The sequence below is a fragment of the Vreelandella xerophytica genome (assembly GCF_968048975.1).
Genome location: NZ_OZ309106.1, coordinates 3,596,887 through 3,622,192 on the forward strand (window position 1 = coordinate 3,596,887; position 25,306 = coordinate 3,622,192).

Below are 25,306 nucleotides of genomic sequence, written 5' to 3' on the forward strand. Positions count from 1 at the left end.
TTTTAAGGATGACCACCGTGACCAAGACAGCTCCCGAACTCCCGATCGACGTCGACAGCGAAACCGGTATCTGGACGACCGACGCCCTGCCGATGCTGTACGTGCCGCGCCACTTCTTCGTTAATAACCACATGGCGGTCGAAGAAGCCCTGGGCGCGGAAAAGTATGCCGAGATTCTCTATCACGCCGGCTACAAGAGTGCCTGGCACTGGTGCGAAAAAGAGGCCGAGCTTCACGGGCTCGAAGGCGAGGCCGTTTTCGAGCACTACATGAAGCGGCTTTCCCAGCGCGGCTGGGGGCTTTTCATCACCGAGGAAATAGACCTGGACGCGGGCACCGCGCGGGTACGCCTGGAGCACAGCGCCTTCGTGTATCAGATGGGCAAGGTGAATCGTAAGATCGAGTACATGTTCACCGGCTGGTTCGCCGGCGCCATGGACCAGATTCTGGCCGCGCGGGGGAGTGAGACGCGCACGGTGGCCGAGCAGACCCAAAGCGGCGCCGAAGATGGCTGCGAGCACGGTCTGTTTGTCGTAACGCCCTTGAGCTGAGGTTACTCCCATGGCATTCGATGCACTATTCAAACCGATCCAGATCGGCAGCCAGACGATTCGTAACCGCGTGGTCAGCACCGCCCACGCCGAGGTGCACGCCACCGACGGCGGCATGACCACGGATCGCTACGTCAAATACTACGAAGAGAAGGCCAAGGGGGGCTGCGGGCTTTGTATCTGCGGCGGCTCATCGATCGTTTCCATCGACAGCCCCCAGGGCTGGTGGAGCTCGGTGAATCTGTCCACCGATCGCATCATCCCGCACTTTCAGAATCTGGCGGACGCCGTCCACAAGCACGGCGGCAAGATCATGATTCAGATTACCCACATGGGCCGCCGCTCGCGCTGGGACGGCTTTGACTGGTCGACGTTGGTCTCGCCTTCGGGTATTCGCGAGCCGGTCCACCGCTCGACCTGCAAGACCATCGAGGAAGAGGAGATCTGGCGGATCATCGGCGACTTCGCCCAGGCCGCGCGCCGGGCGAAGGAAGGCGGCCTCGACGGCGTCGAGCTGTCTGCGGTGCACCAGCACCTGATGGACCAGTTCTGGAGCCCGCGGGTCAACAAGCGTACCGACGAGTGGGGCGGCACGTTTGAAAACCGCATGCGTTTCGGCATGGAAGTGCTCAAGGCGGTGCGCGCCGAGGTCGGCGACGACTTCGTGGTGGGGATGCGCATCACCGGCGACGAGTTCCACCCGGACGGCCTTGACCACGAAGAGATGAAGCGCATCGCCGCCTATTTCGACGCCACCGGCAAGGTCGATTTCTTCGGCGTAGTGGGTTCGGGCTGCGATACCCACAACACCCTGGCCAACGTCATTCCCAACATGTCCTACCCGCCGGAGCCTTTTCTACACCTGGCCGCGGGCATCAAGGAAGTGGTCAATGTGCCGGTCATTCACGCCCAGAACATCAAGGACCCCAACCAGGCCCAACGCATTCTGGAGGGCGGCTACGTCGACATGGTCGGCATGACCCGCGCGCACATCGCCGACCCGCACATCATCGCCAAGATCAAGAACGATCAGGTGGATCAGATCAAGCAGTGCGTGGGCGCCAACTACTGCATCGACCGCCAGTACCAGGGCCTCGACGTGCTGTGTATCCAGAACGCCGCCACCGCGCGGGAGTACATGGGTTTGCCGCACATCATCGAGAAAACCGAGGGCATCAAGCGCAAAGTCGTCGTCGTGGGCGGCGGCCCCGGCGGTATGGAAGCCGCCCGGGTCTGCGCCGAGCGAGGGCACGACGTGACGCTGTTCGAGGCCAAGGACCAGATCGGCGGGCAGATCACCATCGCCTCCAAAGCGCCCCAGCGCGACCAGATCGCCGGTATCACCCGCTGGTACCAGCTCGAACTCAACCGGCTTCAGGTCGACCAGCGCCTGGCCACCAGGGCCGATGAAGCGACCATTCATGATCTGCGTCCGGACGTAGTGATTCTGGCCACCGGCGGCCAGCCGTTTCTCTCCCAGGTGCCCGAGTGGGGCTATGACGAGGACACTGAGCAGAGTTTGGTGGTCAGCACCTGGGCGATCCTCAACGGCGACGTCGAACCGGGCAAGAACGTGCTGATTTTCGACACCATCTGCGAGTTTTCCGGCGTTTCGGCGGCGGACTACCTGGCCGACAAGGGCTCAAGGGTCGAGATCGTCACCGACGATATCAAACCCGGCGCGGCGGTGGGCGGCACCACCTTCCCCACCTACTACCGGAGCCTGTACGAGAAAGAAGTCATCATGACCTCGGATCTCGCCCTGCATAAGGTGTACCGCGAAGGCGACTCCCTGGTCGCGGTGCTCGAAAACGAGTACACCGGGGCCATGGAGGAGCGCGTGGTCGACCAGGTCGTGGTCGAAAACGGCGTGCGCCCGGACGAGGCGCTCTACTACGCGCTCAAGGCGCAGTCGCGCAACAAGGGCCAGACCGATATCGAAGCGCTCTACGCGATCGAGCCCCAACCCTGCCTCTCACAGAGCGGCGACGGCTTTGCCCTATTCCGCCTGGGGGACTGCACCGCGCCACGCAACACGCATGCGGCCATCTACGATGCGCTGCGCCTTTGCAAGGACTTCTGACACAATAACGCTGTAAGCTGAACGGTCCGGGGCGCATGCTCCGGGCCGCAGACCTTACGGTGTCTCTGAGAGGAGAGACGCCATGCTCGATACCCTTTTGCCGATTCTGCTGTTTTCCGCGCTGGCGTTGGCCATTGTGGGGGCGGTTCGCCGCGCCCGCCTGTGGCGCCAGGGCCGGCCCTCCTCCGTGCCCGTTCTCAAGGGGCTGATGCAGGTACCCAGGCGCTACCTGGTCGACCTGCACCACGTCGTCGAGCGGGACAAGTACATCTCCCACACCCACGTGGCCACCGCCGGCGGCTTCGTGCTCGCCGCACTTCTGGCGATCATCGTCCACGGCTTTGGTCTGGACAGCGCGATTCTCGCCTGGGTGCTGCTGGCCGCCACCACTAGCATGTTCCTGGGCAGTATCCTGGTCGCCAAGCGGCGAAGCCCCCCGCCATCAAGGCTCTCCAAGGGGCCCTGGATGCGCCTGCCGAAAAGCCTGATGGCGTTCTCGGTGGGCATGTTCGTGGTCACGCTGCCCACCGCCGGTATTTTGCCGGAAGGCGTTTTCCAGGAAGGGCTGGGCTGGATCGCCGCGCTCGCGCTGGCGGCAGTCATCGTCTGGGGGCTGGGCGAGATGTTCTTCGGCATGACCTGGGGCGGGCCGATGAAGCACGCCTTCGCGGGTGCACTGCACCTGGCGTTTCACCGCCGCCCCGAGCGCTTCTCTGATCGCACTGGCGGTGAGCACCGCTCCACCGGCCTGAAGGCGCTGCACCTGGGTGATGACCACGCCAAACTTGGCGTCGAAAAGCCTGAAGACTTTACCTGGAACCAGCTTTTAGGCTTTGACGCCTGCGTACAGTGTGGGCGCTGCGAAGCCGCCTGCCCGGCCTTTGCCGCCGGCCAGCCGCTCAACCCCAAAAAGCTGATTCAGGATATGGTCGTCGGTATGGCCGGCGGCAGTGACGGCCACTATTACGGTTCGCCCTACCCCGGCAAGCCGGTCGGCGAACACACCGGTGACCCCTTTGGTCCGATCGTCGCCCGCGAAGGCACCGCGCTGGTCGACGCCGAGACGCTCTGGTCCTGCACCACGTGTCGCGCCTGCGTGGAAGAGTGCCCGATGATGATCGAGCACGTCGACGCCATCGTCGATATGCGCCGCTTCCTAACGCTTGAGCACGGCAACACGCCCAACAAGGGCGCCGAGGTGCTGGATAACCTGATCGCCACGGACAACCCAGGCGGCTTCGATCCGGACTCACGCCTTTACTGGGCGGCGGACTTGAACCTGCCGCTGATGGCGGACAAGGGCGAGGCCGACGTGCTCTTGTGGTTGGGCGACGGCGTGTTCGATATGCGCAACCAGCGCACCCTGCGCGCCTTCATCAGCGTACTGCGGGCAGCCAACGTCGACTTCGCGGTGCTGGGTAATGAAGAGCGCGACAGCGGCGACGTGGCGCGGCGCCTGGGCGACGAAGCGACCTTCCAGACCCTGGCCCGCCGCAACATACAGACCATGAGCCGCTACCGCTTTAACCGCATCGTCACCTGCGACCCGCACAGCTTCCACGTGCTCAAAAACGAGTACGGGGAGCTGGGTACGTCCGATGCCCCCGCCCACTACCACGTCCAGCACCACAGCACCTTCATAAGCGAATTGGTCAGTGCGAACAAGCTCACTTTCAAAGCGTGGAAAGGCGGCAGCGTGACCTACCACGACCCGTGTTATCTGGGCCGCTACAACGGCGAGTATGAAGCACCGCGGGACGTGCTCAAGGCGCTGGGCATCGAGGTGCAAGAAATGGCCCGCTCCGGCTACCGTTCGCGCTGCTGCGGCGGCGGCGGCGGCGCGCCGATCACCGACATTCCCGGCAAACAGCGTATCCCCGACATGCGCATGGAAGACGTCCGCGAAACCGGCGCGGATCTCGTCGCCGTCGGCTGCCCGCAGTGTACCGCGATGCTCGAAGGCGTGGTCGAGCCCCGCGCGGGGATCAAGGATATCGCCGAGCTGGTGGCCGATGCGCTGATCATCGATGCACCCGCCGACAAAGCGGCACCGGCCAAGGCCGCGCCCGCCCCGGCGCTGGAGGAAACCTCATGAGCGACATTCTGCGCCGCGATCCTCGCAAGGAGTGGATCGCCCGAAACCGCCTGCACCCACAACATTTGACGGTGCTGGCCGAGCTTGGCGGTGGAACCAAAGCCACCGAGTGGATGGGCCCTAACGGCGTGATGCGCCGCGATCCTCGCGCGGTCGGCTTCATCGGCCCCAACGGCGTTCGCCGTATCGACCGAAGCGGCGCACAACAAGCGGCCCAGGCCCCGGCGCACAGCGCCGAGGCAAAGGACACGCGCAAGTCCGTCACCATCGACACCCCGGCGTTTATGGTTGCCGTGGTGCCGGATATGGCCGGCGGACGGCTGTCGGCACATGATCGCGACCTGCTGGGCCTGGCGCGCCAGCTGGCCGATGCCGACCCGGACCAACCCGGCGCGGTGGTGGCTATCGTGTTTGGTGAGCACAAGGAGAGCGCCTTTGGTGACGCCGGTATCGACCGGCTGATGCACCTTGAGGGCGAGCGCTTCTCCGGCTACCTGCCGGAGCTCAAGGTGGCGGTGCTGCAAAGCGTCGAGCGCGAGCTGGCGCCGCGCTTTTGGCTGCTGCCCGACTCCACCATCGGCGGCGGCGAACTTGGCCGCCGCCTGGCCGCGCGGCTGGGTGAACGCCCGGCGGCCCAGGTGTGGCAGGTCGAAGCCAATGATGAAAGCCCCTCCGGCTGGCGGGCCACCGCGCGCGCCGGCGCCGGGCGCCACGATATTCACCGCGCCCTGCCCCGGATCGTACTGGCGCTGGCCGAGTGCGCCGACCCGGTCAGCGACACCCGCCACGCCGCCCAAGCCCTCGAACTGAACCAGCCGCTTCCCGATGTGCTCGGCCGTATCGAGGATCTCGGCGAAGTGGCGGTGGACCCGGCGAGTGTCTCGCTGGCGGAAGCCGAGTTCATTCTCTCGGCGGGTAACGGCGTCAAGGACTGGGAGGGTTATCACCACGCCGCCGAGGTGCTGGGTGCGACCAAGGGCGCATCAAGGGTGGCGGTGGACGACGGCTACATGGCGCGGGACCGCCAGGTGGGCGCCACCGGCACCTGGGTCTCGGCCCGGGTCTACGTGGCGATCGGCATTTCCGGCGCCATTCAGCACCTGCAGGGGATTCAAAGCTGCGAAAAAGTGGTCGCCGTCAATCTGGACGAGGGCTGCGATATGGCCAAGCGCGCCGATCTCACCATCATTGGCGATGCCAGCGCCGTGCTGGCCGCGCTGGTCGCACGGGTCGAGCAGCACCGCCTGGAACAACAGGAGAACCGCGATGCCGCCTAACCCTTCCCCCGCGTCACAAAGCACTTCACCCGCTCATCAAAACGCCGGGCTGCACGTGGCCGTGCTGGTTTCGATCGGCCGCCACCCGCTGACCGCCCGCGCCCGACGCGCCGACCAGGACGCCCGGGCGGTAGAAATGGCGCTGTCGCTTAAAGGGGCCTCCATCGAGCTTCTCCACGCCGGCCAACACGCCGGCGAGCACGAAGAGGCGCTGCGCGGCTATCTAGGCATGAGGATCGAGAGCGTCAACCTGATCGAGCAGGCGCCCAACGCCGACGTGGTACCGGCGCTGAGTGAGGCGCTTCGCGAAAACGCGCCGCAGCTGATTCTGACCGGCAGCCGCGCCGAAACCGGCGAGGCCTCCGGGGTACTGCCGTACCTGCTGGCCGAGGCGCTGGGCTGGCCGATCATCACAAGCCTTGCGGCGGTAGAGAAAGTCGAACAGGGCACGGCGGTGGTGCTTCAAGCCCTGCCCCGGGGCAAGCGCCGGCGCCTGCGTATTCGCCTGCCGGCGATTGCCACCGTGGACAGCAGTGCCCCCGCCGCGCGCCAAAGCGCTTTCGGCCCGGCCAAACGGGGGGAGCTGGCCCCGAGCGAGGCGCAAAGCGTGCTCGACGAACCCCTTGCCGGCTGGCAATTCTACCCGGCCCGCAAACGCCCCAAACGTCTCAAGATCGTCAAATCCTCCTCGGCGCGGGACCGCTTCAAAGCCGCGGCGGCCAAGGCCGATGGCGGCGGCGGGCAAACGCTCAGCGATGTCACCCCGGAACAGGGCGCCGAGGCGATCTTCAAGCTGCTCAAGGAGGAAGGCGTGCTGCGCTAGTCACGCACCCGCGCCCATCCAACACGAACCGCCCACCCCAGCGACGCGTTGCGCCGCGTCGCTGGCTAAAGCCTGCTCCTACGGAAGATGGATCACACTGCACGAATGGCCACGGGGTTTCGTAGGAGCCCGATTCATCGGGCGATGGCGCCGACAGGCGCCCCGGATGAGGCCGCCGTGACACCGCCCACCCCAGCGACGCGTTGCGCCGCATCGCTGGCTAAAGCCTGCTCCTACGGGAGGTGAATCACACTGCACGAATGGCCACGGGGTTTCGTAGGAGCCCGATTCATCGGGCGATGGCGCCGACAGGCGCCTCGGATGAGTCCGCCGTGATATTCAAACCGCGTTCGTTGAACAGCGATTCGAGGGGCTTATTTTACGGCAACCCCCGGATGCAACCTCAGCCGCTGGTGCTCTTGGCGCAGGCCAATCCAGGAGTGCAGCACCAGCACGGTAATGACCACCACCCCGCCGGCCAGCGTCGAGGCGGTGGGCTCCTCACCCAGCAGCCACCACACCCAGAGCGTGCCCAGCGCGGTTTCCACCAGATAGAAAAGTGCTACTTCGGTGGAGGGCAAGTAGCGCGTGGCGCTGTTGATCAGCACGGTGGCCAGCGGCATTTGGATCAGCCCCATCAGCGCCAGCACGCCAAACTGCGAAGAGTTCAGCGCCAGCGGCGCGGCCAAGGGCAGCGCGATCGCCGTGGAGAGAACCCCGCCGCCGGCAATCAACGCGATCCGGTCAAGATCCGGAAAGCGACGTAAAAGCGTGAGATTGCCCCCCACCGCGGCAGCGGCGGCGAGCGCATAAAGATTGCCCAGAAGCATGCCCTGGGCGCCCTCACCCATGAACACCAGACCCATGCCGGCCATACAGAGCGCAATAGCGACCAGGGTGCGCAGTGCAACACGCTCGCCCAGAAACACCCGTGACAGAATCGCGGCAAACAGCGGCGCCGAGCTTAGAATGACCACCACGTTGGCGACGTTAGCGTTCATTACCGCCAGTACGAAGAGCAGCGAAATCAGCCCCAGCAAAATGGCCGAGGCGAGCGCCGCGAGCGGGTTTGCGCGCAGCGTGGCAAGGCGCTTACCGGAAAGGCAAAAAAGCCCCAGCACGGCGAACATCAGAAAACCGCGCCAGAACACGATCGTAAAGCCATCGGTACTGGCCAGCCGGATCAGCAAACCGTCGAAACTGAGACACACCACGCCCAGCACCACGATGACCAGGCCACGTTGATAAGCACTTGGCTGCATTGTTTTAGCTCCGGGTCGGTTAAAAAAAACCAACCGCCCGCCATGAAGGCGGGCGGTTGGGCGGTAAGCGGACGTCCTTTGGTTTTAGCGGCTCGCCGCGCTAGCCCGATGAGGGGGCTGGCGAGCGCGGGCGCACCAGCCAGAAGCCGACGCCGCCGGCCATCAATAACATGGCGCCGCAGCCAATAGCCAGCCCGTAAGCGCCCTGCACCGCGCTGGGGGCGACGCCGAACGGCTCGGCAAAACCGTCCAGCGTCACCGCGTACTGCTGCCACAAAAAGACCCCGATCGCCACGCCGCAGAGCATGGTGCAAAGCGCGATCCAGCGGGTGCCCGGCACCCAGCCACTAACGGCCTGGGTATCGACGTCGTGCAGAAACGCGCGGTAGGTATGCTCGGCCTGGCTGACGCGCGTGGCCTTGGAGGCAAGCCCAATGGCCACCAGCGCCATCAGCGTGCTCAATAGCACCGGGTGCAGATACACCGGCAGGCTCAGCCACTCGGCCTGTACCATCAACGAAATGGCCACGTTGCCGGCAAAACCGACCGCCAGCCCCCAGCCCGCACCGGCGGCGGTGATGCGCTTGCTCCAGATGCTCAAAAGCGCCACCGGCCCCCAGGACGAGGCGAACAGCGTCGCGGCAAACCACACCACGGCCATGACCGCCGGCGGCTGAAAAAGCGCCAGCACCAGCGCGACCAGCCCTGCAGCCAGCACCGCCAAACGGCTTTTACGCATCGCCGAGGCCTCGTCTTTCGAGGCGGCAAGAATGTCGTTGGAGATGCTAAAGCCGATGATCGACAGAAAGGTCGAACACGACGAAAGCCCGGCGGCGAACACGCCGGTCAAAATCACGATGCCAAGCCAGGTCGGCAGGATGTTGAGCGCCACCCAAATCATGGAACGCTCCGGGTCGAGGCCCGGGTCGTACAGGTTGATCGCCGCCCCGGTCACCATCATCAGCGCGTAGAAAACGGCGAGTGCCACCGCGGTCAGCATGGCCGAGCGCATCACCACGTGCTCGTTGCGCGCCATCAGGTAGCGACTCGACTGCCAGGGGCTCGCCGCGAGCACCGCCGCCCACACAAGCCCCAGCGTCAAACCCCAAACCAGCGCCTCGCCGGGGGTGGAGAAGGTAGCGTTCGGGCCTTCCAGCACGCCGTGCCACAGCGCGATATCGGGCTTGTCGGTTTGGGTCAGCAGCCCTTCGATCACGCCGCTGAAGCCGCCCAGATCCTGAATCACGTAGATCGATCCGCCTATTGCTGCCAGCGAAAAGATCACGAACATGATCGTGTCGGTGAGCATGACCCCGGGGGAGCCGGAGTAGAGAATGAAGCCGGTGTAGGTCGCCCACACCAGTACCAGGCCCACCCAGTAAGGCATACCGGTCAGCTCGGCGAACATGATGCCCGCGCCCTGCATCACGCCCAAAAGGTAGGCGCCCAGGCCGATGATCGTGGTGAGCCCGGCAATGATTTGCACCCGGCGCGAGGCGAAGCGCTTGCCGAAAAATTCCGGCACGGTATTCGCCTCGCTTCTGCGCAGGTAGCGGCCAAACACCAGCGCGCCCAGCAAGCAGCCCGAGGTGCTCACCGCGGCAAAGATCAGCATGACGAAAGGATAGCCCTGGTAGGCGAAACCGGTTTCCCCCAGAAAGGCGCTGGTGCTTAGGTAGCTTGCCACCAGGGTGCCCAGAATGAAAAAGGTCGGTGCGTTGCGCCCAGCCACCAGGTAGTCGTCCAGGCCCTTGACGCGCCGGCCGGCCAGATGCCCGATCACAAAGTAGCCGACCAGGCTCAACAGTATCGCGATGGTGTAAATCATAAGCGCAGCCGTAAGGTTATTGATGTTGTTAAGCGGGGTTGCCAAGCGCTTTCAAGACGCTTTACAGCATGATGCAGCGCTTTATAAGCGTACTCTTAGCTATTAACGCCAGCGGCTGCCGGAATTACGACATACGCCAATGCACCTGCGAGAAAGGCAGCTCTGTGGCAAGCGACATCCCTTTTCACCCCTTGTTGTGTGGGGAACGCCTGTACCGGCCACAGCTTATAAAGCCTTGAGCCGGATCCCGAAACCCGGTTACCCAAAACCGACCTCGACGTAGCCAAAGACGCTGTCCATCGCGCACGGACAAAGCGACTTTGCGTACACTGAGCGCTTTAGCCTCGCTTTTCGCGACCCATTGATAAGAGGATGCAGCCATGATGATTGTCGAACTGATCGATGGTGATGACTTTCGTGCGCGGCTCGAGACGCTGGGGATCGCGCTCCCCCAGGATGCCGACCCGGACACCTGCGCCCGGCGCGCGTCCAGCGCCCACCGCCAGCAGCCCGTCGATGGGTTGCCCGCCTTCATCGAAGCGCTAAAAGATCGGCAGGATATCGTGCTGCCCGAGGTTCGCGAGGCGATCGAACGTCATCTGGCCTTTATCGAGTAGGCCAGTCGCCAGCACCTGCCCGAAGGGATCTTGAAGGGATAGAAACGAAAAACCGGCGCCCCGCTAAGCGGGAGCGCCGGTAGGTAGGCCAAAAGGCGGGCGGCTAGCCCTGGGCCTTGGCAAGCGTGAGTGAAACGCCCTCGCCGTTCAGGTTCTCCAGCATGCGCTCGGCGTACCAGTTGACGAAATCGATCACGCCGAACTCATAGGTTTCCGAGTACGGGCCGGGCTGATAGGCCTTCGAGTTGATGCCCCGCTGGTTCTCTTCGGCAAGCCGGCGGTCCTGGTCGTTGGTGGCGTCCCACACCCGGCGCATGTTCTCCGGATCATAATCCACGCCTTCGACCGCGTCCTTGTGTACCAGCCACTTGGTGGTCACCAGGGTCTGCTGCGGGCCCAGGGGCAGCACGCGAAACACGATCGAGTGATCCCCCATGAAATGGTTCCAGGAGTTGGGCAGGTGCAGGATACGCAGCGAGCCCATGTCCGGGCTGGTCAGCCGGCCCATCAGCTTACTGCAGGCGGGCTTGCCGTCCATGGTCATGGAGACCACGCCATCCAGCAGCGGCGTGCGGGTGATCCGGTTACGGCTACCGAAACGCTTGAGCTGCCAGGGCACCTGTTCGCCGTTCCAATCTGACTGCTTGCGCGACACCAGATCCTTGTACTTATCGGTGGCCCGCGGGTCTTCGGTGTCGTCGAACTCCATCAGCGAGTTCAAAAGCTCCGGATGAGCGCCGTTGCAGTGGTAGCACTCGCGGTTATTCTCGAGCACCAGCTTCCAATTCGCCTGCTCGACGATACTCGACTCCACCGCCACCTTGACGTTGTCCATCTGGTAGGGCTCGAGGTAGTGCTCCAGCGTCACCAGGAAGTCGTCGATCGACGAGGGGCTCTCGCTTAAGTTGATGAACACGAAGCCGCCGGCGGTGCGTACGCTCACCGGCTTCAAGCCGAACTCATTCAAATCGAAGTCGCTGCCCATTTCGCTACCGGCGAACAAGAGACGCCCGTCGAGCTCGTAGGTCCACTGATGGTAGGGGCAGACCAGCTTGGCGACCTTGCCTTTTTCGGTGCTGCAAAGGCGCGAGCCGCGATGACGGCAGACGTTATGGAAGGCGTGAATCTCGCCTTCGCCGCCGCGTACGATCACGACCGGGTTGTCGCCGATCTCGAGGGTCATGAAGTTGCCCTTGGCGGGAATCTCGCAGCTCATGCCGGCAAACAGCCACTCTTTCTCGAAGATCTCTTGCATGTCGAGGGCAAACAGCCGCGCGTCGTTATAAAACGGCTGCGGCAACGAGTAGGTGCGCGCCCGAGACGTGAGCATCTCGACCGTCTCCTCACGCATGGCGGCCAGGGGGTCGTTCTGGGTGTAATCCGTCGTGTTGTTCATACCAGATATCCTTTTAAACCCGCCTCCCCTTGAGGGCGGCGACACAGTCATTGACCAAACGTAATTGTCTTGTTGTTTAAGTTGCGTGACCTGACGTTGTGCGGGCGCGCGGCGATGGCTACTTGTGGTTTGCCACTTATGAAAAGGATTGTGGTCCAGGGGTTTTGACGTCAATTATCTGCCGACGACACTGCGTAGCGTACCGACGACGCGAAAACGGATTTCTCACGCCCTTGAGGTGGCGCCAGATAAGTACGTGTCGCTAACAGGTAAGCTGGCCCGAAAGCGCGTACCCAGAATGCAGGCAATGGTGCTGGACCGTGCAGTGCAAGGACGGGCCGGTGAAGGCAACGCGATAGCACGGCCATATTGAGACGACGATGACAACGAACTATTTCAACCCCGTCACGACCCAGACCTGGACCAATGGCCGCCACCACGTGCGGTGCGTCAAGATCATTCAGGAAACCCCGGACGTGCGCACGTTCTGCTTCATGGCCGAGCAGCCCGTCATGTTTTTCTTCAAGCCGGGCCAGTTCGTCACCCTGGAGCTCGAAATCGACAACCAGCCGGTGATGCGCTCCTACACCATCTCGAGTTCGCCCTCGATCCCCTACAGCTTCTCGATCACGGTCAAGCAGATACCGGGCGGCCAGGTCTCCAACTGGCTGCACACCAACATGAAAGTCGGCGACGAGCTGGTGGTCCACGGGCCGGTGGGTAACTTCAACTCCATCGACTTCCCCGCCGACAAGGTCCTGTTTCTCTCCGGCGGCGTGGGCATCACGCCGTTGATGTCGATGACGCGCTGGTTCTTCGACACCAACACCAATGTGGACGTCGAGTTCATTCATAGTGCCCGGGCGCCCAGGGACGTGATCTATCACCGCGAGCTCGTGCACATGTTCTCGCGGATCCCCGAATTCAAACTGCATATCGTCTGTGAGAAAAAAGACGATATCGGTGAGGCTTGGGCGGGCTATCGGGGCTTTTTGACCCAGCCCATGCTCGAAATGATGGCCCCGGATTTTCTCGAGCGGGAGATTTTCTGCTGCGGCCCGGTGCCCTACATGAACGCCATCAAGGCGATTCTGCGGGCCAACAACTTCAACATGGACCACTACCACGAAGAGCTTTTTGGCGCCACGCCGGTCGACGTTCAAGAAGACGTCAAGGAGCTTGCCGAGCAGGCGGAAGTGGAAGCCGAGCTTGCCGAGCCCGAAGACCTTCTCAGCGTCGAGTTCGCCCAGTCGAACAAGAGCGTGCGCATCCAGCCTGGCGAGACGGTCCACGCCGCCGCGGCCAAGCTTGGGCTACATATTCCCAAGGCGTGCGGTATGGGGATCTGCGGCACCTGCCGGGTGCAGCTCAAGTCCGGCGACGTGGAGATGGAGCACAACGGCGGCATCACCGAGGAGGATATCGAAGAGGGGTATATCCTCAGCTGCTGCAGTCGGCCCAAGAACAGCCTGGTGGTGGATTTCTAAGTCGCTGCACTCAAAGGGCACAACTCAAAGGGCGCAAAGCGGGTACCACCGCGTGGTATCCGCTTTTTTATGCCCATATCGTGCTGGAACCAAAGATAAAAAAACGCCCGCGGCAGTGGCCGCGGGCGTTGGACGAGACGACGAGACGACGAGACGCGTTAAGCGACGCCGAGCAGCCCGTGCGGGTCGAGCACGAACTTGCTGGCCACGCCCTGATCGAACTGCTCGTAGCCCGCTGGCGCATCCTCAAGCGAGATCACCTGGGCGTTGACGATCTCGGCGATGTTCAAACGGCCGTGCAAAATCGCCTGCATCAGTTGGCGGTTGTACTGCACCACCGGGGTCTGGCCGGTATGAAACGAAAGGCCCTTGGCCCAGCCCTGGCCAAAGCGCAGACTAAGGCTTCCGGTTTGCGCGGCTTTTTCCGTCGCGCCCGGGTCTTCGGTCACGTAAAGGCCCGGGATACCGATAGAGCCGCCTTCGCGGGTGATGTCCATCATCTGGTTGAGCACCACCGCGGGCTGCTCCTTGCCGCTGTGGCCCACGGCCTCGAAGCCCACCGCGTCGATGGCGCTGTCCACGCTCGGCTCGCCGACCACGGCGGCGATCATTTCGCCCAGGCGGTCGTGGTTGTTCAAATCGATCGGCTCGAAGCCCATCTTGCGCGCGTGCTCCAGGCGGTCCTTGTTAAAGTCGCCGATCATCACCACCGCCGCCCCCAGCAGGCGCGCCGAGGCGGCCGCGGCCAAACCGACCGGGCCCGCGCCGGCCACATACACCGTGGAGCCCGCGCCAACGCCGGCTTTTAAAGCGCCGTGAAAGCCCGTAGGCAGGATGTCGCTCAACATGGTCAGGTCGCGAATCTGGCTCATGGCCTGGTCCCGGTCCGGGAACTTCAAAAGGTTGAAGTCGGCGTAGGGCACCATGACGTAGTGCGCCTGACCGCCGACCCAGCCGCCCATGTCGACGTAACCATAGGCGCCGCCGGCGCGGTCGTCGTTGACGTGTAAGCAAAGGCCGGTATGGCCCTCTTTACAGGTGCGGCAGCGCCCGCAGGCGACGTTGAACGGCACCGAGACGATATCGCCGATGCCCAGGAATTCGACGCCCTTGCCCTTCTCGATCACCTCGCCGGTGATCTCGTGGCCCAGCACCATGCCGGTCGGGGCGGTCGTGCGCCCGCGTACCATGTGCTGGTCCGAGCCGCAGATGTTCGTTGAAACCACTTTCAGGATCACGCCGTGATCGATGGGCTTGCCATTGGGGGTTTCCATTTTCGGGTAGGCGATATCCTGTACGTCGACCTTCCCGTCGCCGATATAAACAACACCACGATTGTTGGACATGGGACATCCTCTTTTCCAGGTGCCGCGCGGCCATGACCACGCGGCATCGTTATTCTTGAAGGGAACTGGCGTATTTGGCGCGGCGACACAAGCCCATGCTTGTCAGAAACCCGCCAAAGAGCATTAGCTTGCTGCTCCAGCATGGTCCATTAGCCGGTTTGAAAATTACTCACAGACGACATCGAACGGTAGATGGACGACCTCTTTTGGCGCTAAACACGATTTTGTCGCCAATGTCGCAAATACGCCGCGCGGTGACGTCGGCAAGCATCCTGGGGGCGAGGCCCGGCGATACTATCGCGTCAGGATAGCGTCAAACGGTAGTCAAAATACCGGCGCTAACAGACTCTCAGACCGAATAGAGCGACTAGCCTGGAGCACTCGATGTCACACAATAATTTTCTTTCTGATGCCCGTCTGGCCGACTACGACACAGCCCTTGCCTCGGCAATCGCTGAAGAAACGTCGCGCCAAGAAGCCCATATCGAGCTGATCGCCTCGGAAAACTACACAAGCCAAGTGGTGATGGAAGCCCAGGGCACGCAGTTGACCAACAAGTACGCCGAAGGCTACCCGGGCAAGCGCTACTACGGCGGCTGCGAGTTCGTCGACAAGGTCGAAGCACTCGCCATCGAGCGCGCCTGCAGCCTGTTCGGCGCCAACTACGCCAATGTGCAGCCGCACTCCGGCGCCCAAGCCAACGCGGCGGTCTTCATGGCGCTGGTCAAGCCTGGCGACACCATTCTAGGCATGAGCCTGGCCCACGGCGGCCACCTGACCCATGGTGCGGCGCCCAACTTCTCCGGCAAGCACTACAACGCCATCCAGTATGGCCTGGTCGAGGGTACCGGCGAGATCGACTATGAAGAAGTCGAGCGTCTGGCCCGCGAGCACCAGCCGAAAATGATCATCGCCGGCTTCTCGGCCTATTCCCGCGTGGTCGACTGGCGCCGTTTTCGCACCATCGCTGACGAAGTAGGCGCTTATTTGATGGTCGACATGGCCCACGTGGCGGGTCTGGTCGCCGCGGGCCTCTACCCAAGCCCCCTGCCCCACGCCCACGTGGTGACCACCACGACCCACAAAACACTTCGCGGCCCGCGCGGTGGCCTGATTCTCTCCGCCGAGGGCGACGAGGCGCTCAACAAAAAATTCAACGGCGCGGTCTTCCCGGGCCAGCAGGGCGGCCCGCTCATGCACGTCATCGCCGCCAAGGCCGTGGCGTTCAAGGAAGCGATGAACCAGGACTTCGTCAACTACCAGCGTCAGGTCATCACCAACGCCCAGGCCATGGCGCGGGTGTTCGTCGAGCGCGGCTTCGACGTCGTCTCCGGCGGCACCGACGATCACCTCTTTCTGGTCTCGCTGATCAAACAGGGCGTGACCGGCAAAGACGCCGACGCCGCGCTTGGCCGCGCGCACATCACGGTCAACAAGAACAGCGTGCCCAACGACCCGCAAAGCCCGTTCGTCACGTCCGGCCTGCGCATTGGCACCCCGGCGGTGACCACCCGCGGCATGAATGAAGCCGACTGCGAACACCTGGCCGGCTGGATCTGCGACATTCTCGACGTGCTTGCCGATCAAAAAGATACCACTGAGGTGGAGAACCAGGTGCGCGACAACGTCTCTGAGCTGTGCGCCCGCCATCCGGTGTACGGCCAGGCGCAAACCCAGAGCGAGCAGGCCACCGAAAGCGCCACTTCCATCGCTTAACGATCGCCGCCGGCGGGCTTTCCGGCGCCGATTCAGGAGAGATTTATGCAACGTTATTCCGGCTTCGGCCTGGTCAAACATGCGTTTGGGCACCACGAAAACTGGGAGCGCCAGTGGCGCAACCCCGAGCCCAAAAAACGCTATGACGTGATCATCGTCGGCGGCGGCGGCCACGGTTTGGCCACCGCCTACTACCTGGCCAAGGAGTTCGGCGTCAAGAACGTCGCCGTGGTCGAAAAAGGCTGGCTGGGCGGCGGCAACACCGCGCGCAACACCACCATCGTGCGCTCCAACTACCTGTGGGACGAAGCCGCACGGCTTTACAACCACTCCCTCGACTTGTGGAAAGGCCTTTCCCAGGATTTGAACTACAACGTCATGTTCTCCCAGCGCGGGGTATTGAACCTGGGCCACACCCTGCAGGACATGCGCGACATTCAGCGCCGCGTCCACGCCAACCGCTTGAACGGCGTGGATAGTGAAGTGGTGACCCCGCAGCAGATCAAGGAGATCGAGCCGGAGCTGGATATCTCCAACCGCGCGCGCTATCCGATCATGGGCGCCTCCTGGCAAAAAAGCGCGGGCGTTGCCCGTCACGACGCGGTGGCCTGGGGCTACGCCCGCGCCGCCGACGCCCTGGGCGTGGATCTTCTGCAAAACACCGAAGTCACCGGCTTCAAGATTCGCGACGGCAAGGTGCTGGGCGTGCACACCAGCCGCGGCGATATCGAAGCGAACACCGTGGGCTGCGTGGCGGCGGGTAACTCCGGGGTGCTGGCCAACATGGCGGGCATCAAGCTGCCGCTCGAGTCGCACCCGCTGCAGGCGCTGGTTTCCGAGCCGCTCAAGCCGGTGCTCAACACCGTCACCATGTCGAATCACGTACACGGTTACGTTAGCCAGTCCGACAAGGGCGATTTGGTCATCGGCGCGGGTATCGACGGCTACGTGGGCTATGGCCAGCGCGGCAGCTACCCGACCATCGAGCACACCCTGCAGGCCATCGTCGAGATGTTTCCGATGTTCTCGCGGGTGCGCATGAACCGCCAGTGGGGCGGCATCGTCGATACCTGCCCGGACGCCTGCCCGATTCTTTCGAAAACGAAGGTGAAGGGGCTTTATTTCAACTGCGGCTGGGGCACCGGCGGCTTCAAGGCCACCCCCGGCTCCGGCCACGTGTTTGCGGCAAGCCTGGCCAAGGGTGAAATGCACCCGATCGCCGCGCCTTTCTCCATCGACCGCTTCCATACCGGCGCGTTGATCGACGAACACGGCGCCGCCGGCGTTGCGCACTGAGGAGAGCTTTCATGTTTTATATCTTATGCCCCTACTGCCAGGAGCACCGCGAGGAGGAGGAGTTTCATCCCCGCGGCCAGGCTCACCTGATGCGCCCTGCTGATCCGGAGAACACCACCGACGAAGAGTGGGGCGACTATCTGTTCTTTCGCGATAACCCACGCGGTATTCACCATGAAATGTGGGTACACTCGGTGGGCTGTCGCAAGTTTTTCAACATCACCCGCAACACGGTGACCTACGAAATCCTCGAGACCTACCCGATGGGCGAGCAGCCGACCATCACCGCCGAGTCCGAAAAAGTACGCAAGGAAGAGGGTGTACAAACCGCCGATGGCGGCTGGCAAACCGTCGGCGCCCGGCCCGAAACAAAGGCCCTGAACGAGGAGACCTCGTCATGACGCAGACCAATCGTATCGATGCCGGCGGTCGTGTCGATCGCTCCCAGGTGCTCGAGTTCACCTTCAACGGCCAGCGCTACCACGGCCTCAAGGGCGACACGCTTGCCTCGGCCTTGCTCGCCAACGGCGTGGATATCGTCAACCGCAGCTTCAAGTATTCGCGGGCTCGCGGCATCGTCGCCGCCGGCGCCGAGGAGCCTAATGCCGTGGTCCAGCTCGGCGCCCGGGACGACACCCAGGTGCCCAACGTACGCGCCACCCAACAAGCGCTCTATAAAGGCCTGGTCGCGCGCAGCACCAACGGCTGGCCCAACGTCCAGCGCGACGTGATGAGCTGGGTCGGCCGCCTGGGCGGTGGTTTCATGCCGCCAGGCTTTTACTACAAGACCTTCATGGCCCCGGCCTCCATGTGGATGACCTACGAAAAGTACATCCGCAAGGGCGCGGGCCTTGGCCGGGCGCCGACCGAGTCCGACCCGGACATCTACGATCACATGCACCACCACTGCGACGTGATGGTCGTGGGCGCCGGCCCTGCCGGACTGAGTGCGGCACTGACCGCCGCCCGCGCCGGCGCCCGGGTGATTCTCTGCGACGAGCAGGAAGAGATGGGCGGCTCGCTTTTGGATAGCCGCGAAACGCTGGGTGGCGTTTCCGCCACGCGCTGGGTCGAAGCGACCGTGAAAGAGCTTGCCGGGCTCGACAACGTCACGCTACTGCCCCGCACGACCGCTAACGGCTACCACGACCACAACTTCGTGACGCTCCACGAGCGGCGCACCGAGCACCTGGCGGACACCGCCCGGGAAGCCGGTTTCCCGGGGCAGTCCCGGGCGCGGCTGCACCGCGTACGGGCCACCCAGGTGGTACTGGCGAGCGGCACCCACGAGCGCCCGCTGGTGTTCGCCAACAACGACCTGCCCGGCATCATGCTCGCGGGTGCGGTGTCGACCTATATTCGCCGCTACGCCGTGGTGCCGGGTAAGAAACTGGTGCTCTCGACCAGCAACGACCACGCCTACCGCGCCGCACTCGACTGGAAAGAGGCCGGCCGCGAGGTCGTCGCCATCGTCGACGCCCGCGCCAATCCGGACGGCGACCTGGTGCGCCAGGCGCGGGACAGCGGCATTCGCGTGATTACCGCAAGCTCCGTCGTCGAGGCGCGCGGCAATCAGCGCGTTACCGGCGCCCGCGTTTGCGCCATCGATTTGGAGCGCTTCGTGGTCACCGGTAAAACCGAGGATCTTGAGTGCGACACCATCGCAAGCTCCGGCGGCTACAGCCCGGTCGTGCATCTCTCCTCGCACACCGGCACTCGCCCGCAGTGGAATGAAGAACTGCTGGGCTTCGTACCCGGCGAGGTCAAGGGCATGATCTCTGCAGGCGGCGTAGCCGGCCACTTCGCCCTCGATGAAACGCTGACGGACGGCATCCGCGCGGGTCAAAAAGCGGCCCAGGCAAGCGGCTTTGAAGACGCCCCGGCGATCGACGCACCGGCCACCCGCGGTCGTCGCGATGGCGTCGCCTGCGCGCTTTACCAGGTCCCCCACGAGAAGAGCGCGCTGCGCGCGCCCAAGCAGTTCGTCGATTTGCAAAACGACGTGACCGCCGCCGGTATCGAAGTCGCCACCCGGGAAGGCTTCGAGTCCATCGAGCACGTCAAGCGCTACACCGCGCTGGGCTTTGGTACCGACCAAGGCAAGCTTGGCAACATCAACGGCATGGCGATCGCCGCGCGCTGTTTGAACCGCTCGATCCCCGAGGTGGGCACGACGGTTTTCCGCCCCAACTACACGCCGATCACCTTTGGCGCCATCGTGGGCCGCCACTGCAACGAGCTTTTCGACCCGAAACGCTACACTGCGATGCACGAGTGGCATCTGGAAAACGGCGCCGAGTTCGAGGACGTCGGCCAGTGGAAGCGCCCCTGGTACTTTCCCAAAAAACGCCGCGCAGGCGGTAACGAGCGCATGGAGACCATGCACGAGGCGGTCGCCCGGGAGTGCCTGGCGGTGCGCGAAGGCGTGGGGATTCTAGATGCCTCAACGCTTGGCAAGATCGACATTCAGGGCCCGGACGCCCGCGAATTCCTGGGCCGCGTTTACACCAACAAGTGGGCCAAGCTCGACGTCGGCCGCGTGCGTTACGGCTTGATGTGTAAAGAAGACGGCATGCTGATGGACGACGGCACCACCAGCTGCCTAGGCGACAACCACTTCCTGATGACCACCACCACCGGCGGTGCGGCGGGCGTGATGGAGTGGCTGGAGCTTTGGCACCAGACCGAGTGGCCGGAACTACAGGTCTACTTCAACTCGGTGACCGACCACTGGGCGACCATGACCGTGACCGGGCCGGACGCGCGCAAGCTGATGGCGGAAGTCACCGATATCGATCTGGATAAAGAGCAGTTCAAGTTCATGGACTGGAAGGAAGGCAACGTGGCCGGGGTACCGGCGCGGGTGTTCCGGATCTCGTTTACCGGGGAGCTTGCTTACGAGATCAACGTTCAGGCCAACTACGCCCTGCACGTCTGGAAAAAGCTCTTCGAGCACGGCGAGAAGTTCGATCTGACGCCCTACGGCACCGAAACCATGCACGTGCTGCGCGCCGAAAAAGGCCTGATCATCGTCGGCCAGGACACCGACGGCTCGGTGACCCCGGAAGATTTGGGCATGCAGTGGGCAATCGGCTACGACAAACCCTTCCCCTGGATCGGCAAGCGCGCGCTGAGCCGCCCGGACACCATCCGCGGCGACCGCAAACAGTTCGTCGGCCTGAAGCCCAAAGACCCAAGCGTGGTACTCGAAGAGGGCGCGCAGATCGTATTCGACAGCACCCAAAACATCCCCATGGCTATGAAAGGCCACGTGACCTCGAGCTACTACAGCCCCTCATTAGGCCACGGCTTCGCCTTGGCGGTGGTGGTCGAAGGCCGCGAGCGCATGGGCCAGACCGTCTACCTGCCCATGACCGACGGCACGATGCACGAGGCCGAAATCGTAAGCCCCGTCTTCATCGACCCGAAAGGAGAGCGTCAGCATGTCTAACGCGAGCGTATCGAACGTGCAGGAGTTCAACACCGTGCCTGACGGCAACCCAGCGGTCGAGTCGCCGCTGGCCTGGAGCTACCAGCAGCAAGCGACGCCGGAGGCGCGCCAAGCGTCGCCGGGCGTGGTGCTGCGCGAAAAAGCCCTAATGGGCCATCTGGTGCTGCGCGGTGGCGCCATCGTGCTGGACGAGGCGGTGCGCCAGGTGCTGGGGCTGAGTCTTCCCGCCAAACCCAACACGATGACGCAGGACGAAAGCGGCGAGCGCTCGATTCAGTGGATCTCGCCGGACGAGTGGCTGGTGATCGTGCCCGGCGGCGAAGAGTTCGCCCTGGAGCGGGCGCTTCGCCAGGCGCTGGGGGGCGCTCATTTCAGCATCGTCAACGTCAGCGGCGGCCAAACGCTGCTCACCTTGAGCGGCCCGAACGCGCGGGAAGTGCTGATGAAATCGATCTCCTTCGATGTTCACCCCAGCGCCTTCCCGGTGGGCAAGGGCGTGACCACGGTATTCGCCAAGGCGAGCGTGGTACTGCGCCGCTCGTCTGACACCGAGTGGGAGCTGGTCATCCGGCGAAGCTTTGCCGACTACTGCTACCGCTGGCTGCTCGATGCATCGAAAGAATACGGGATCGACACACAATAACAAACACTTCGGCCGGCCCCGCCGGCCACCCCTGACTGTGGATGAATGAGACGCGCCATGAGCCGAATGACGGATACCTGGATTATCACCGCCCAATGCCCCAGCATTCTGGGGACGGTCGATGTCGTGACCCGCTTCTTAAAGGAGCAACACTGCTACATTACCGAGCTGAGCTCCTTCGATGATCGGCTCGGCGAGCGTTTCTTCATTCGCGCGGAGTTTCGCCCGGAGCGCGAGCCGTTCAACGAACAGGCGTTCCTGGAGGATTTCACATCCCGCGCTGACGCCTTCGAGATGGCCTTCGAGCTGACGCCGCCGGCCAAGCGCACCGGGGCGGTCATTCTGGTCTCCAAGGCGGACCACTGCCTGAACGACCTGCTCTACCGTTACCGCACCGGGCAGCTGCCGCTGGATATCAAGGCAGTGATCTCCAACCACCCGGACCTGGAAGCCTTGGCGAGCTGGCACGACCTGCCCTACCATCACCTGCCGATCACCCCGGATACCAAGGCCGAGCAGGAGGCCCAGGTTCTCGATATCATCGAGGAAACCGGCGCGGAGCTGGTCATCCTGGCACGCTACATGCAAGTATTGTCACCACGGATGTGCGAGCTTCTGGACGGGCGGGCGATCAATATCCACCATTCGCTACTGCCGGGCTTCAAGGGGGCCAAGCCCTACCACCAGGCCTACGAAAAAGGCGTTAAACTGGTAGGCGCCACGGCGCATTATATCAACAACGACCTGGACGAAGGCCCGATCATCGCCCAGGCCGTCGAGCCGGTCGACCACGTGCACTACCCGGAAGACCTGGTGGCCAAGGGGCGCGATGTGGAGTGCTTGACGCTCGCCCGGGCCATTGGCTATCACCTCGAGCGCCGTGTCTTTTTACACAACGGCCGCACGGTGGTGTTCGCCAGCTAGCCAAGCGTCCTCGCACCCGACGTAGCATCACAATAATAAAGCCCGCTTGACGGGGCCTAGAGCGTTTTCAGCGCAGGATAATAAGCGCGTGCCCTCTTTTGGCCCCGCCAGGCCGACTTTTATTTCTATCTCAGAGGTCTCCCATGCCTATCAGTGTCTTCGATCTTTTCAAGATTGGCGTCGGCCCATCCAGCTCGCACACGGTCGGCCCCATGATGGCGGCCTTCAAGTTTGCTACGGCCGTAGAAGAAGGCCAGATGCTCGGTCAGGTCAGCCGACTGGAAGTACATCTTTACGGGTCGCTCTCGGCCACGGGCATCGGCCACGCCACCGACCACGCCATCATCATGGGCCTGCTTGGCGAGCGCCCGGACACGATCGACCCGGCGATCATCGGCCCGACCATCAGCGCGCTCAAAGAGACCCAGCGCCTGTCATTTTGTCGCCAGCAGGACGTGGCCTTCGTGTGGGACCGGGACCTGGTGTTTCACGAGGAAAGCCTGCCCCACCACCCCAACGCCATGAAGCTCTGCGCGTTTACCGAAGACGGCCGCACGCTTTTGGAAAACACCTACTACTCGGTGGGCGGCGGCTTCGTGGTCGACCAAAGCCAGGTCGACGCCAAGCTCGAAGACATGGACACCGCCGAGATCCCCTTCGACTTCAACTCCGCCGAGGAGCTGCTGGCGCTTTGCAAGCGCGAAAACATGAGCGTCAGCCAGTTGATGATGGCCAACGAAAAAACCTGGCGGCCCGAGCAGGCGGTGCGCGACGAGCTGTGGCGTATCTGGCAGGTGATGTGCGAATGCGTCGACAACGGGCTGACCCACGAAGGCGTGCTGCCCGGCGGGCTCAACGTCAAACGCCGCGCCAGGCTTTTACACCAACGCCTGGAGGCCGCCGAACAGGATCCTTGCCTGATCGCCACGACCTTCTCCGCCATGGAGTGGGTCAACATCTTCGCGCTGGCCGTGAACGAGGAAAACGCCGCCGGCGGGCGCATGGTGACCGCCCCCACTAACGGTGCGGCGGGCATCATCCCGGCGGTGCTGCACTACTACATGAAGTTCCAGGCGGGCTCAAGCGAGCGCAACGTCGTGGACTTTCTACTCGCTGCCGGCGCCATCGGTATTCTCTGCAAGAAAAATGCCTCGATTTCTGGAGCCGAGGTGGGCTGCCAGGGCGAGGTCGGCTCCGCCTGCGCCATGGCCGCCGCGGGCCTGGCCGAGGTGATGGGCGCCACCCCGGAGCAGGTCGAGCACGCCGCCGAGATCGGCCTGGAGCACAACCTGGGGCTGACCTGCGACCCGGTGGGCGGGCTTGTTCAGGTGCCCTGCATCGAGCGCAACGCCATCGCCACCGTCAAGGCGATCAACGCCGCCCAGATGGCACTGCGCGGCGACGGCACCCATTTCATCTCGCTGGATAAAGTGATCCGCACCATGCGCGACACCGGCCGCGACATGCTCGACAAGTACAAGGAGACCTCCAAGGGGGGGCTGGCGGTGAATGCGATCGAGTGTTAGCGCGAGGTTAGTCCGGTTTTCTATCCAAAGCCCAGGCCGCGCTTGGGCTTTTGGTTGCTGGCGGTTTAAAAAGATAAGCGCCACGTATACGTCTATCAGCCAAGCCGCCGGAACGCTGGTCAAAATCCTTGATATTAGCAGTATAACTATTACGCTATTATGTCGGGATTTCGGAATTTCCTACCTTTTGAAGCCCGCACTGACACTGTGGAACAGCGTTGACGCTTCGACGCTGCCCAAGGCCAGCATCATCAGGTTATTCGTAAGGTTCCTTCATGCTAAAAAAGCTACAGCGCTTTCGCTTCTCTCAACAGCCTTGCTGGTACCTGGTGCATCGTGATCAGGCGGCCCCGTCCTTGAGTCTGGAGGGTTTGGAGCCGCTACCGGAACTTGATCGTCAAAGCAGCAGCCACTTCTATTTTCAGGCGCAAACCAGCACTCTTTTCAAACTGGTGCGTGATAAATACTCGCCTAAAGAGGATTTCTGGCGCTGGCTGGGGCGCGATATCATTTCAAAGCGCCTGACCGGCTCGTATGACGCCTACAAGGAGTTCACCAGCCGCCGCATTCTCGAAAGACTGGGACAAAACACGGTAGCGGTTCGCTGTTATGGGGTGGCACTCAACTTCCTGAATCCGCTGGGATCGCTTTATGCGATGGAGCGGGTGGATAACTGCGTGACCGGGAATATCCATTTTGAAGGACTCGACGAAGCGCATCGTTCAGCCTTTATCGACACATTGAGCGCACAGGTGATCGAACTGGCCAAGGCCGGCTATTACCATCGCGATCTGCATCTGGATAACCTGCTGGTGGACGACCAAAAGCGCCTCATCTGGATCGACACCCACGTCAAGGCACTCCCGTCGTCCGCCAAGAAACGCCGAAGGCTTCTGGATAACATGCTGACCAATAGTCGTATCAATGGCGAAGCCTACCGCACCCAGCTACGCGCCCGGCTCGCTCCCTATTTCTAACCGTGGGT

At 63.0% G+C, this 25,306-nt stretch carries 19 protein-coding genes; 15 read left to right on the forward strand and 4 right to left on the reverse strand.

The annotated features are described in order from the left end of the window. Window positions 1-17: 17 nt before the first annotated feature. The 5 genes from ACWF8S_RS16845 (at window position 18) to etfB (ending at window position 6,829) form a co-directional block, all read left to right on the forward strand. A complete protein-coding gene (locus tag ACWF8S_RS16845; RefSeq protein ID WP_447554613.1) occupies window positions 18-551 on the forward strand; it encodes a DUF5943 domain-containing protein in 534 nt (177 codons plus the stop codon). 10 nt (window positions 552-561) lie between these two features. Next, window positions 562-2,634 carry a dimethylglycine demethylation protein DgcA gene (dgcA, locus tag ACWF8S_RS16850; RefSeq protein ID WP_447554614.1) on the forward strand — a complete coding sequence of 691 codons (2,073 nt, stop codon included), beginning with the start codon at window positions 562-564 and terminating at the stop codon, window positions 2,632-2,634. A gap of 82 nt (window positions 2,635-2,716) precedes the next feature. After that, window positions 2,717-4,729: a (Fe-S)-binding protein gene (locus ACWF8S_RS16855; RefSeq protein WP_447554616.1), complete on the forward strand. Its 2,013-nt coding sequence runs from the start codon at window positions 2,717-2,719 to the stop codon at window positions 4,727-4,729. After that, window positions 4,726-6,006: an electron transfer flavoprotein subunit alpha gene (etfA, locus tag ACWF8S_RS16860; protein ID WP_447554618.1), complete on the forward strand. Its 1,281-nt coding sequence runs from the start codon at window positions 4,726-4,728 to the stop codon at window positions 6,004-6,006. Before ACWF8S_RS16855 ends, etfA begins: the two co-directional genes overlap by 4 nt. Beyond that, on the forward strand, window positions 5,996-6,829 hold the full coding sequence (gene etfB, locus ACWF8S_RS16865) for an electron transfer flavoprotein subunit beta (RefSeq protein ID WP_447554619.1): 834 nt from the start codon (window positions 5,996-5,998) through the stop codon (window positions 6,827-6,829). Before etfA ends, etfB begins: the two co-directional genes overlap by 11 nt. Before the next feature lie 374 nt (window positions 6,830-7,203). Here the strand turns inward: etfB and ACWF8S_RS16870 are convergent, their stop codons facing one another. Beyond that, window positions 7,204-8,091: a DMT family transporter gene (locus ACWF8S_RS16870; RefSeq protein WP_447554621.1), complete on the reverse strand. Its 888-nt coding sequence runs from the start codon at window positions 8,089-8,091 to the stop codon at window positions 7,204-7,206. 100 nt (window positions 8,092-8,191) lie between these two features. Next, window positions 8,192-9,919 carry a sodium:solute symporter family protein gene (locus tag ACWF8S_RS16875; RefSeq protein ID WP_447554622.1) on the reverse strand — a complete coding sequence of 576 codons (1,728 nt, stop codon included), beginning with the start codon at window positions 9,917-9,919 and terminating at the stop codon, window positions 8,192-8,194. Between the two features lie 380 nt (window positions 9,920-10,299). Between ACWF8S_RS16875 and ACWF8S_RS16880 the strand changes: the two genes are divergently transcribed. Then, a complete protein-coding gene (locus ACWF8S_RS16880; RefSeq protein WP_447554623.1) occupies window positions 10,300-10,536 on the forward strand; it encodes a hypothetical protein in 237 nt (78 codons plus the stop codon). 103 nt (window positions 10,537-10,639) lie between these two features. On the opposite strand, the gene ACWF8S_RS16885 is transcribed toward ACWF8S_RS16880, so the two are convergent. Beyond that, a complete protein-coding gene (locus tag ACWF8S_RS16885; RefSeq protein ID WP_447554624.1) occupies window positions 10,640-11,932 on the reverse strand; it encodes an aromatic ring-hydroxylating oxygenase subunit alpha in 1,293 nt (430 codons plus the stop codon). 380 nt (window positions 11,933-12,312) lie between these two features. Here ACWF8S_RS16885 and ACWF8S_RS16890 point away from each other — a divergent pair, with 380 nt between their 5' ends. Beyond that, window positions 12,313-13,419, forward strand: a complete 1,107-nt coding sequence (locus tag ACWF8S_RS16890; protein WP_447554626.1) for an FAD-binding oxidoreductase — start codon at window positions 12,313-12,315, stop codon at window positions 13,417-13,419. 158 nt (window positions 13,420-13,577) lie between these two features. Here ACWF8S_RS16890 and fdhA read toward each other — a convergent pair whose 3' ends face one another. Continuing rightward, the gene (gene fdhA / locus ACWF8S_RS16895) at window positions 13,578-14,765 is read right to left on the reverse strand and encodes a formaldehyde dehydrogenase, glutathione-independent (RefSeq protein WP_447530352.1); all 1,188 of its coding nucleotides are present in this window, start codon (window positions 14,763-14,765) and stop codon (window positions 13,578-13,580) included. Between the two features lie 384 nt (window positions 14,766-15,149). Here fdhA and glyA point away from each other — a divergent pair, with 384 nt between their 5' ends. The 8 genes from glyA to ACWF8S_RS16935 all read left to right on the forward strand — a co-directional run bounded on the left by glyA (window position 15,150) and on the right by ACWF8S_RS16935 (window position 25,298). Next, window positions 15,150-16,481 (forward strand): serine hydroxymethyltransferase, encoded by a 1,332-nt coding sequence (gene glyA / locus ACWF8S_RS16900; RefSeq protein WP_447554627.1) that lies wholly within the window; start codon window positions 15,150-15,152, stop codon window positions 16,479-16,481. Between the two features lie 45 nt (window positions 16,482-16,526). Further along, window positions 16,527-17,777, forward strand: coding sequence for a sarcosine oxidase subunit beta family protein (locus ACWF8S_RS16905; protein ID WP_447554629.1), 1,251 nt, complete (start codon window positions 16,527-16,529; stop codon window positions 17,775-17,777). A gap of 11 nt (window positions 17,778-17,788) precedes the next feature. Next, on the forward strand, window positions 17,789-18,178 hold the full coding sequence (locus ACWF8S_RS16910; protein WP_447554631.1) for a sarcosine oxidase subunit delta: 390 nt from the start codon (window positions 17,789-17,791) through the stop codon (window positions 18,176-18,178). Continuing rightward, complete coding sequence (locus tag ACWF8S_RS16915; RefSeq protein WP_447554633.1) at window positions 18,175-21,228, forward strand: sarcosine oxidase subunit alpha; 3,054 nt, start codon at window positions 18,175-18,177, stop codon at window positions 21,226-21,228. The genes ACWF8S_RS16910 and ACWF8S_RS16915 overlap by 4 nt, the downstream gene beginning before the upstream one ends. Further along, on the forward strand, window positions 21,221-21,871 hold the full coding sequence (locus ACWF8S_RS16920; RefSeq protein ID WP_447554635.1) for a sarcosine oxidase subunit gamma: 651 nt from the start codon (window positions 21,221-21,223) through the stop codon (window positions 21,869-21,871). The genes ACWF8S_RS16915 and ACWF8S_RS16920 overlap by 8 nt, the downstream gene beginning before the upstream one ends. 57 nt (window positions 21,872-21,928) lie before the next feature. Next, the gene (gene purU, locus ACWF8S_RS16925) at window positions 21,929-22,795 is read left to right on the forward strand and encodes a formyltetrahydrofolate deformylase (RefSeq protein WP_447554637.1); all 867 of its coding nucleotides are present in this window, start codon (window positions 21,929-21,931) and stop codon (window positions 22,793-22,795) included. A 143-nt stretch (window positions 22,796-22,938) separates the two neighbouring features. Further along, on the forward strand, window positions 22,939-24,321 hold the full coding sequence (locus ACWF8S_RS16930; protein WP_447554639.1) for an L-serine ammonia-lyase: 1,383 nt from the start codon (window positions 22,939-22,941) through the stop codon (window positions 24,319-24,321). Window positions 24,322-24,596: 275 nt separating this feature from the next. Continuing rightward, window positions 24,597-25,298, forward strand: coding sequence for a hypothetical protein (locus ACWF8S_RS16935; RefSeq protein ID WP_447554641.1), 702 nt, complete (start codon window positions 24,597-24,599; stop codon window positions 25,296-25,298). Window positions 25,299-25,306 lie beyond the last annotated feature (8 nt).

Coding starts and splice junctions, on each gene's coding strand:
- glyA (WP_447554627.1), top strand. CDS start 15,150: ATGTCACACAATAATTTTCTTTCTGATGCCCGTCTGGCCGACTACGAC.
- ACWF8S_RS16855 (WP_447554616.1), top strand. CDS start 2,717: ATGCTCGATACCCTTTTGCCGATTCTGCTGTTTTCCGCGCTGGCGTTG.
- ACWF8S_RS16930 (WP_447554639.1), top strand. CDS start 22,939: ATGCCTATCAGTGTCTTCGATCTTTTCAAGATTGGCGTCGGCCCATCC.
- ACWF8S_RS16935 (WP_447554641.1), top strand. CDS start 24,597: ATGCTAAAAAAGCTACAGCGCTTTCGCTTCTCTCAACAGCCTTGCTGG.
- ACWF8S_RS16875 (WP_447554622.1), bottom strand. CDS start 9,919: ATGATTTACACCATCGCGATACTGTTGAGCCTGGTCGGCTACTTTGTG.
- ACWF8S_RS16905 (WP_447554629.1), top strand. CDS start 16,527: ATGCAACGTTATTCCGGCTTCGGCCTGGTCAAACATGCGTTTGGGCAC.
- etfA (WP_447554618.1), top strand. CDS start 4,726: ATGAGCGACATTCTGCGCCGCGATCCTCGCAAGGAGTGGATCGCCCGA.
- etfB (WP_447554619.1), top strand. CDS start 5,996: ATGCCGCCTAACCCTTCCCCCGCGTCACAAAGCACTTCACCCGCTCAT.
- ACWF8S_RS16920 (WP_447554635.1), top strand. CDS start 21,221: ATGTCTAACGCGAGCGTATCGAACGTGCAGGAGTTCAACACCGTGCCT.
- ACWF8S_RS16885 (WP_447554624.1), bottom strand. CDS start 11,932: ATGAACAACACGACGGATTACACCCAGAACGACCCCCTGGCCGCCATG.
- ACWF8S_RS16890 (WP_447554626.1), top strand. CDS start 12,313: ATGACAACGAACTATTTCAACCCCGTCACGACCCAGACCTGGACCAAT.
- ACWF8S_RS16870 (WP_447554621.1), bottom strand. CDS start 8,091: ATGCAGCCAAGTGCTTATCAACGTGGCCTGGTCATCGTGGTGCTGGGC.
- dgcA (WP_447554614.1), top strand. CDS start 562: ATGGCATTCGATGCACTATTCAAACCGATCCAGATCGGCAGCCAGACG.
- purU (WP_447554637.1), top strand. CDS start 21,929: ATGAGCCGAATGACGGATACCTGGATTATCACCGCCCAATGCCCCAGC.
- ACWF8S_RS16880 (WP_447554623.1), top strand. CDS start 10,300: ATGATGATTGTCGAACTGATCGATGGTGATGACTTTCGTGCGCGGCTC.
- fdhA (WP_447530352.1), bottom strand. CDS start 14,765: ATGTCCAACAATCGTGGTGTTGTTTATATCGGCGACGGGAAGGTCGAC.
- ACWF8S_RS16910 (WP_447554631.1), top strand. CDS start 17,789: ATGTTTTATATCTTATGCCCCTACTGCCAGGAGCACCGCGAGGAGGAG.
- ACWF8S_RS16915 (WP_447554633.1), top strand. CDS start 18,175: ATGACGCAGACCAATCGTATCGATGCCGGCGGTCGTGTCGATCGCTCC.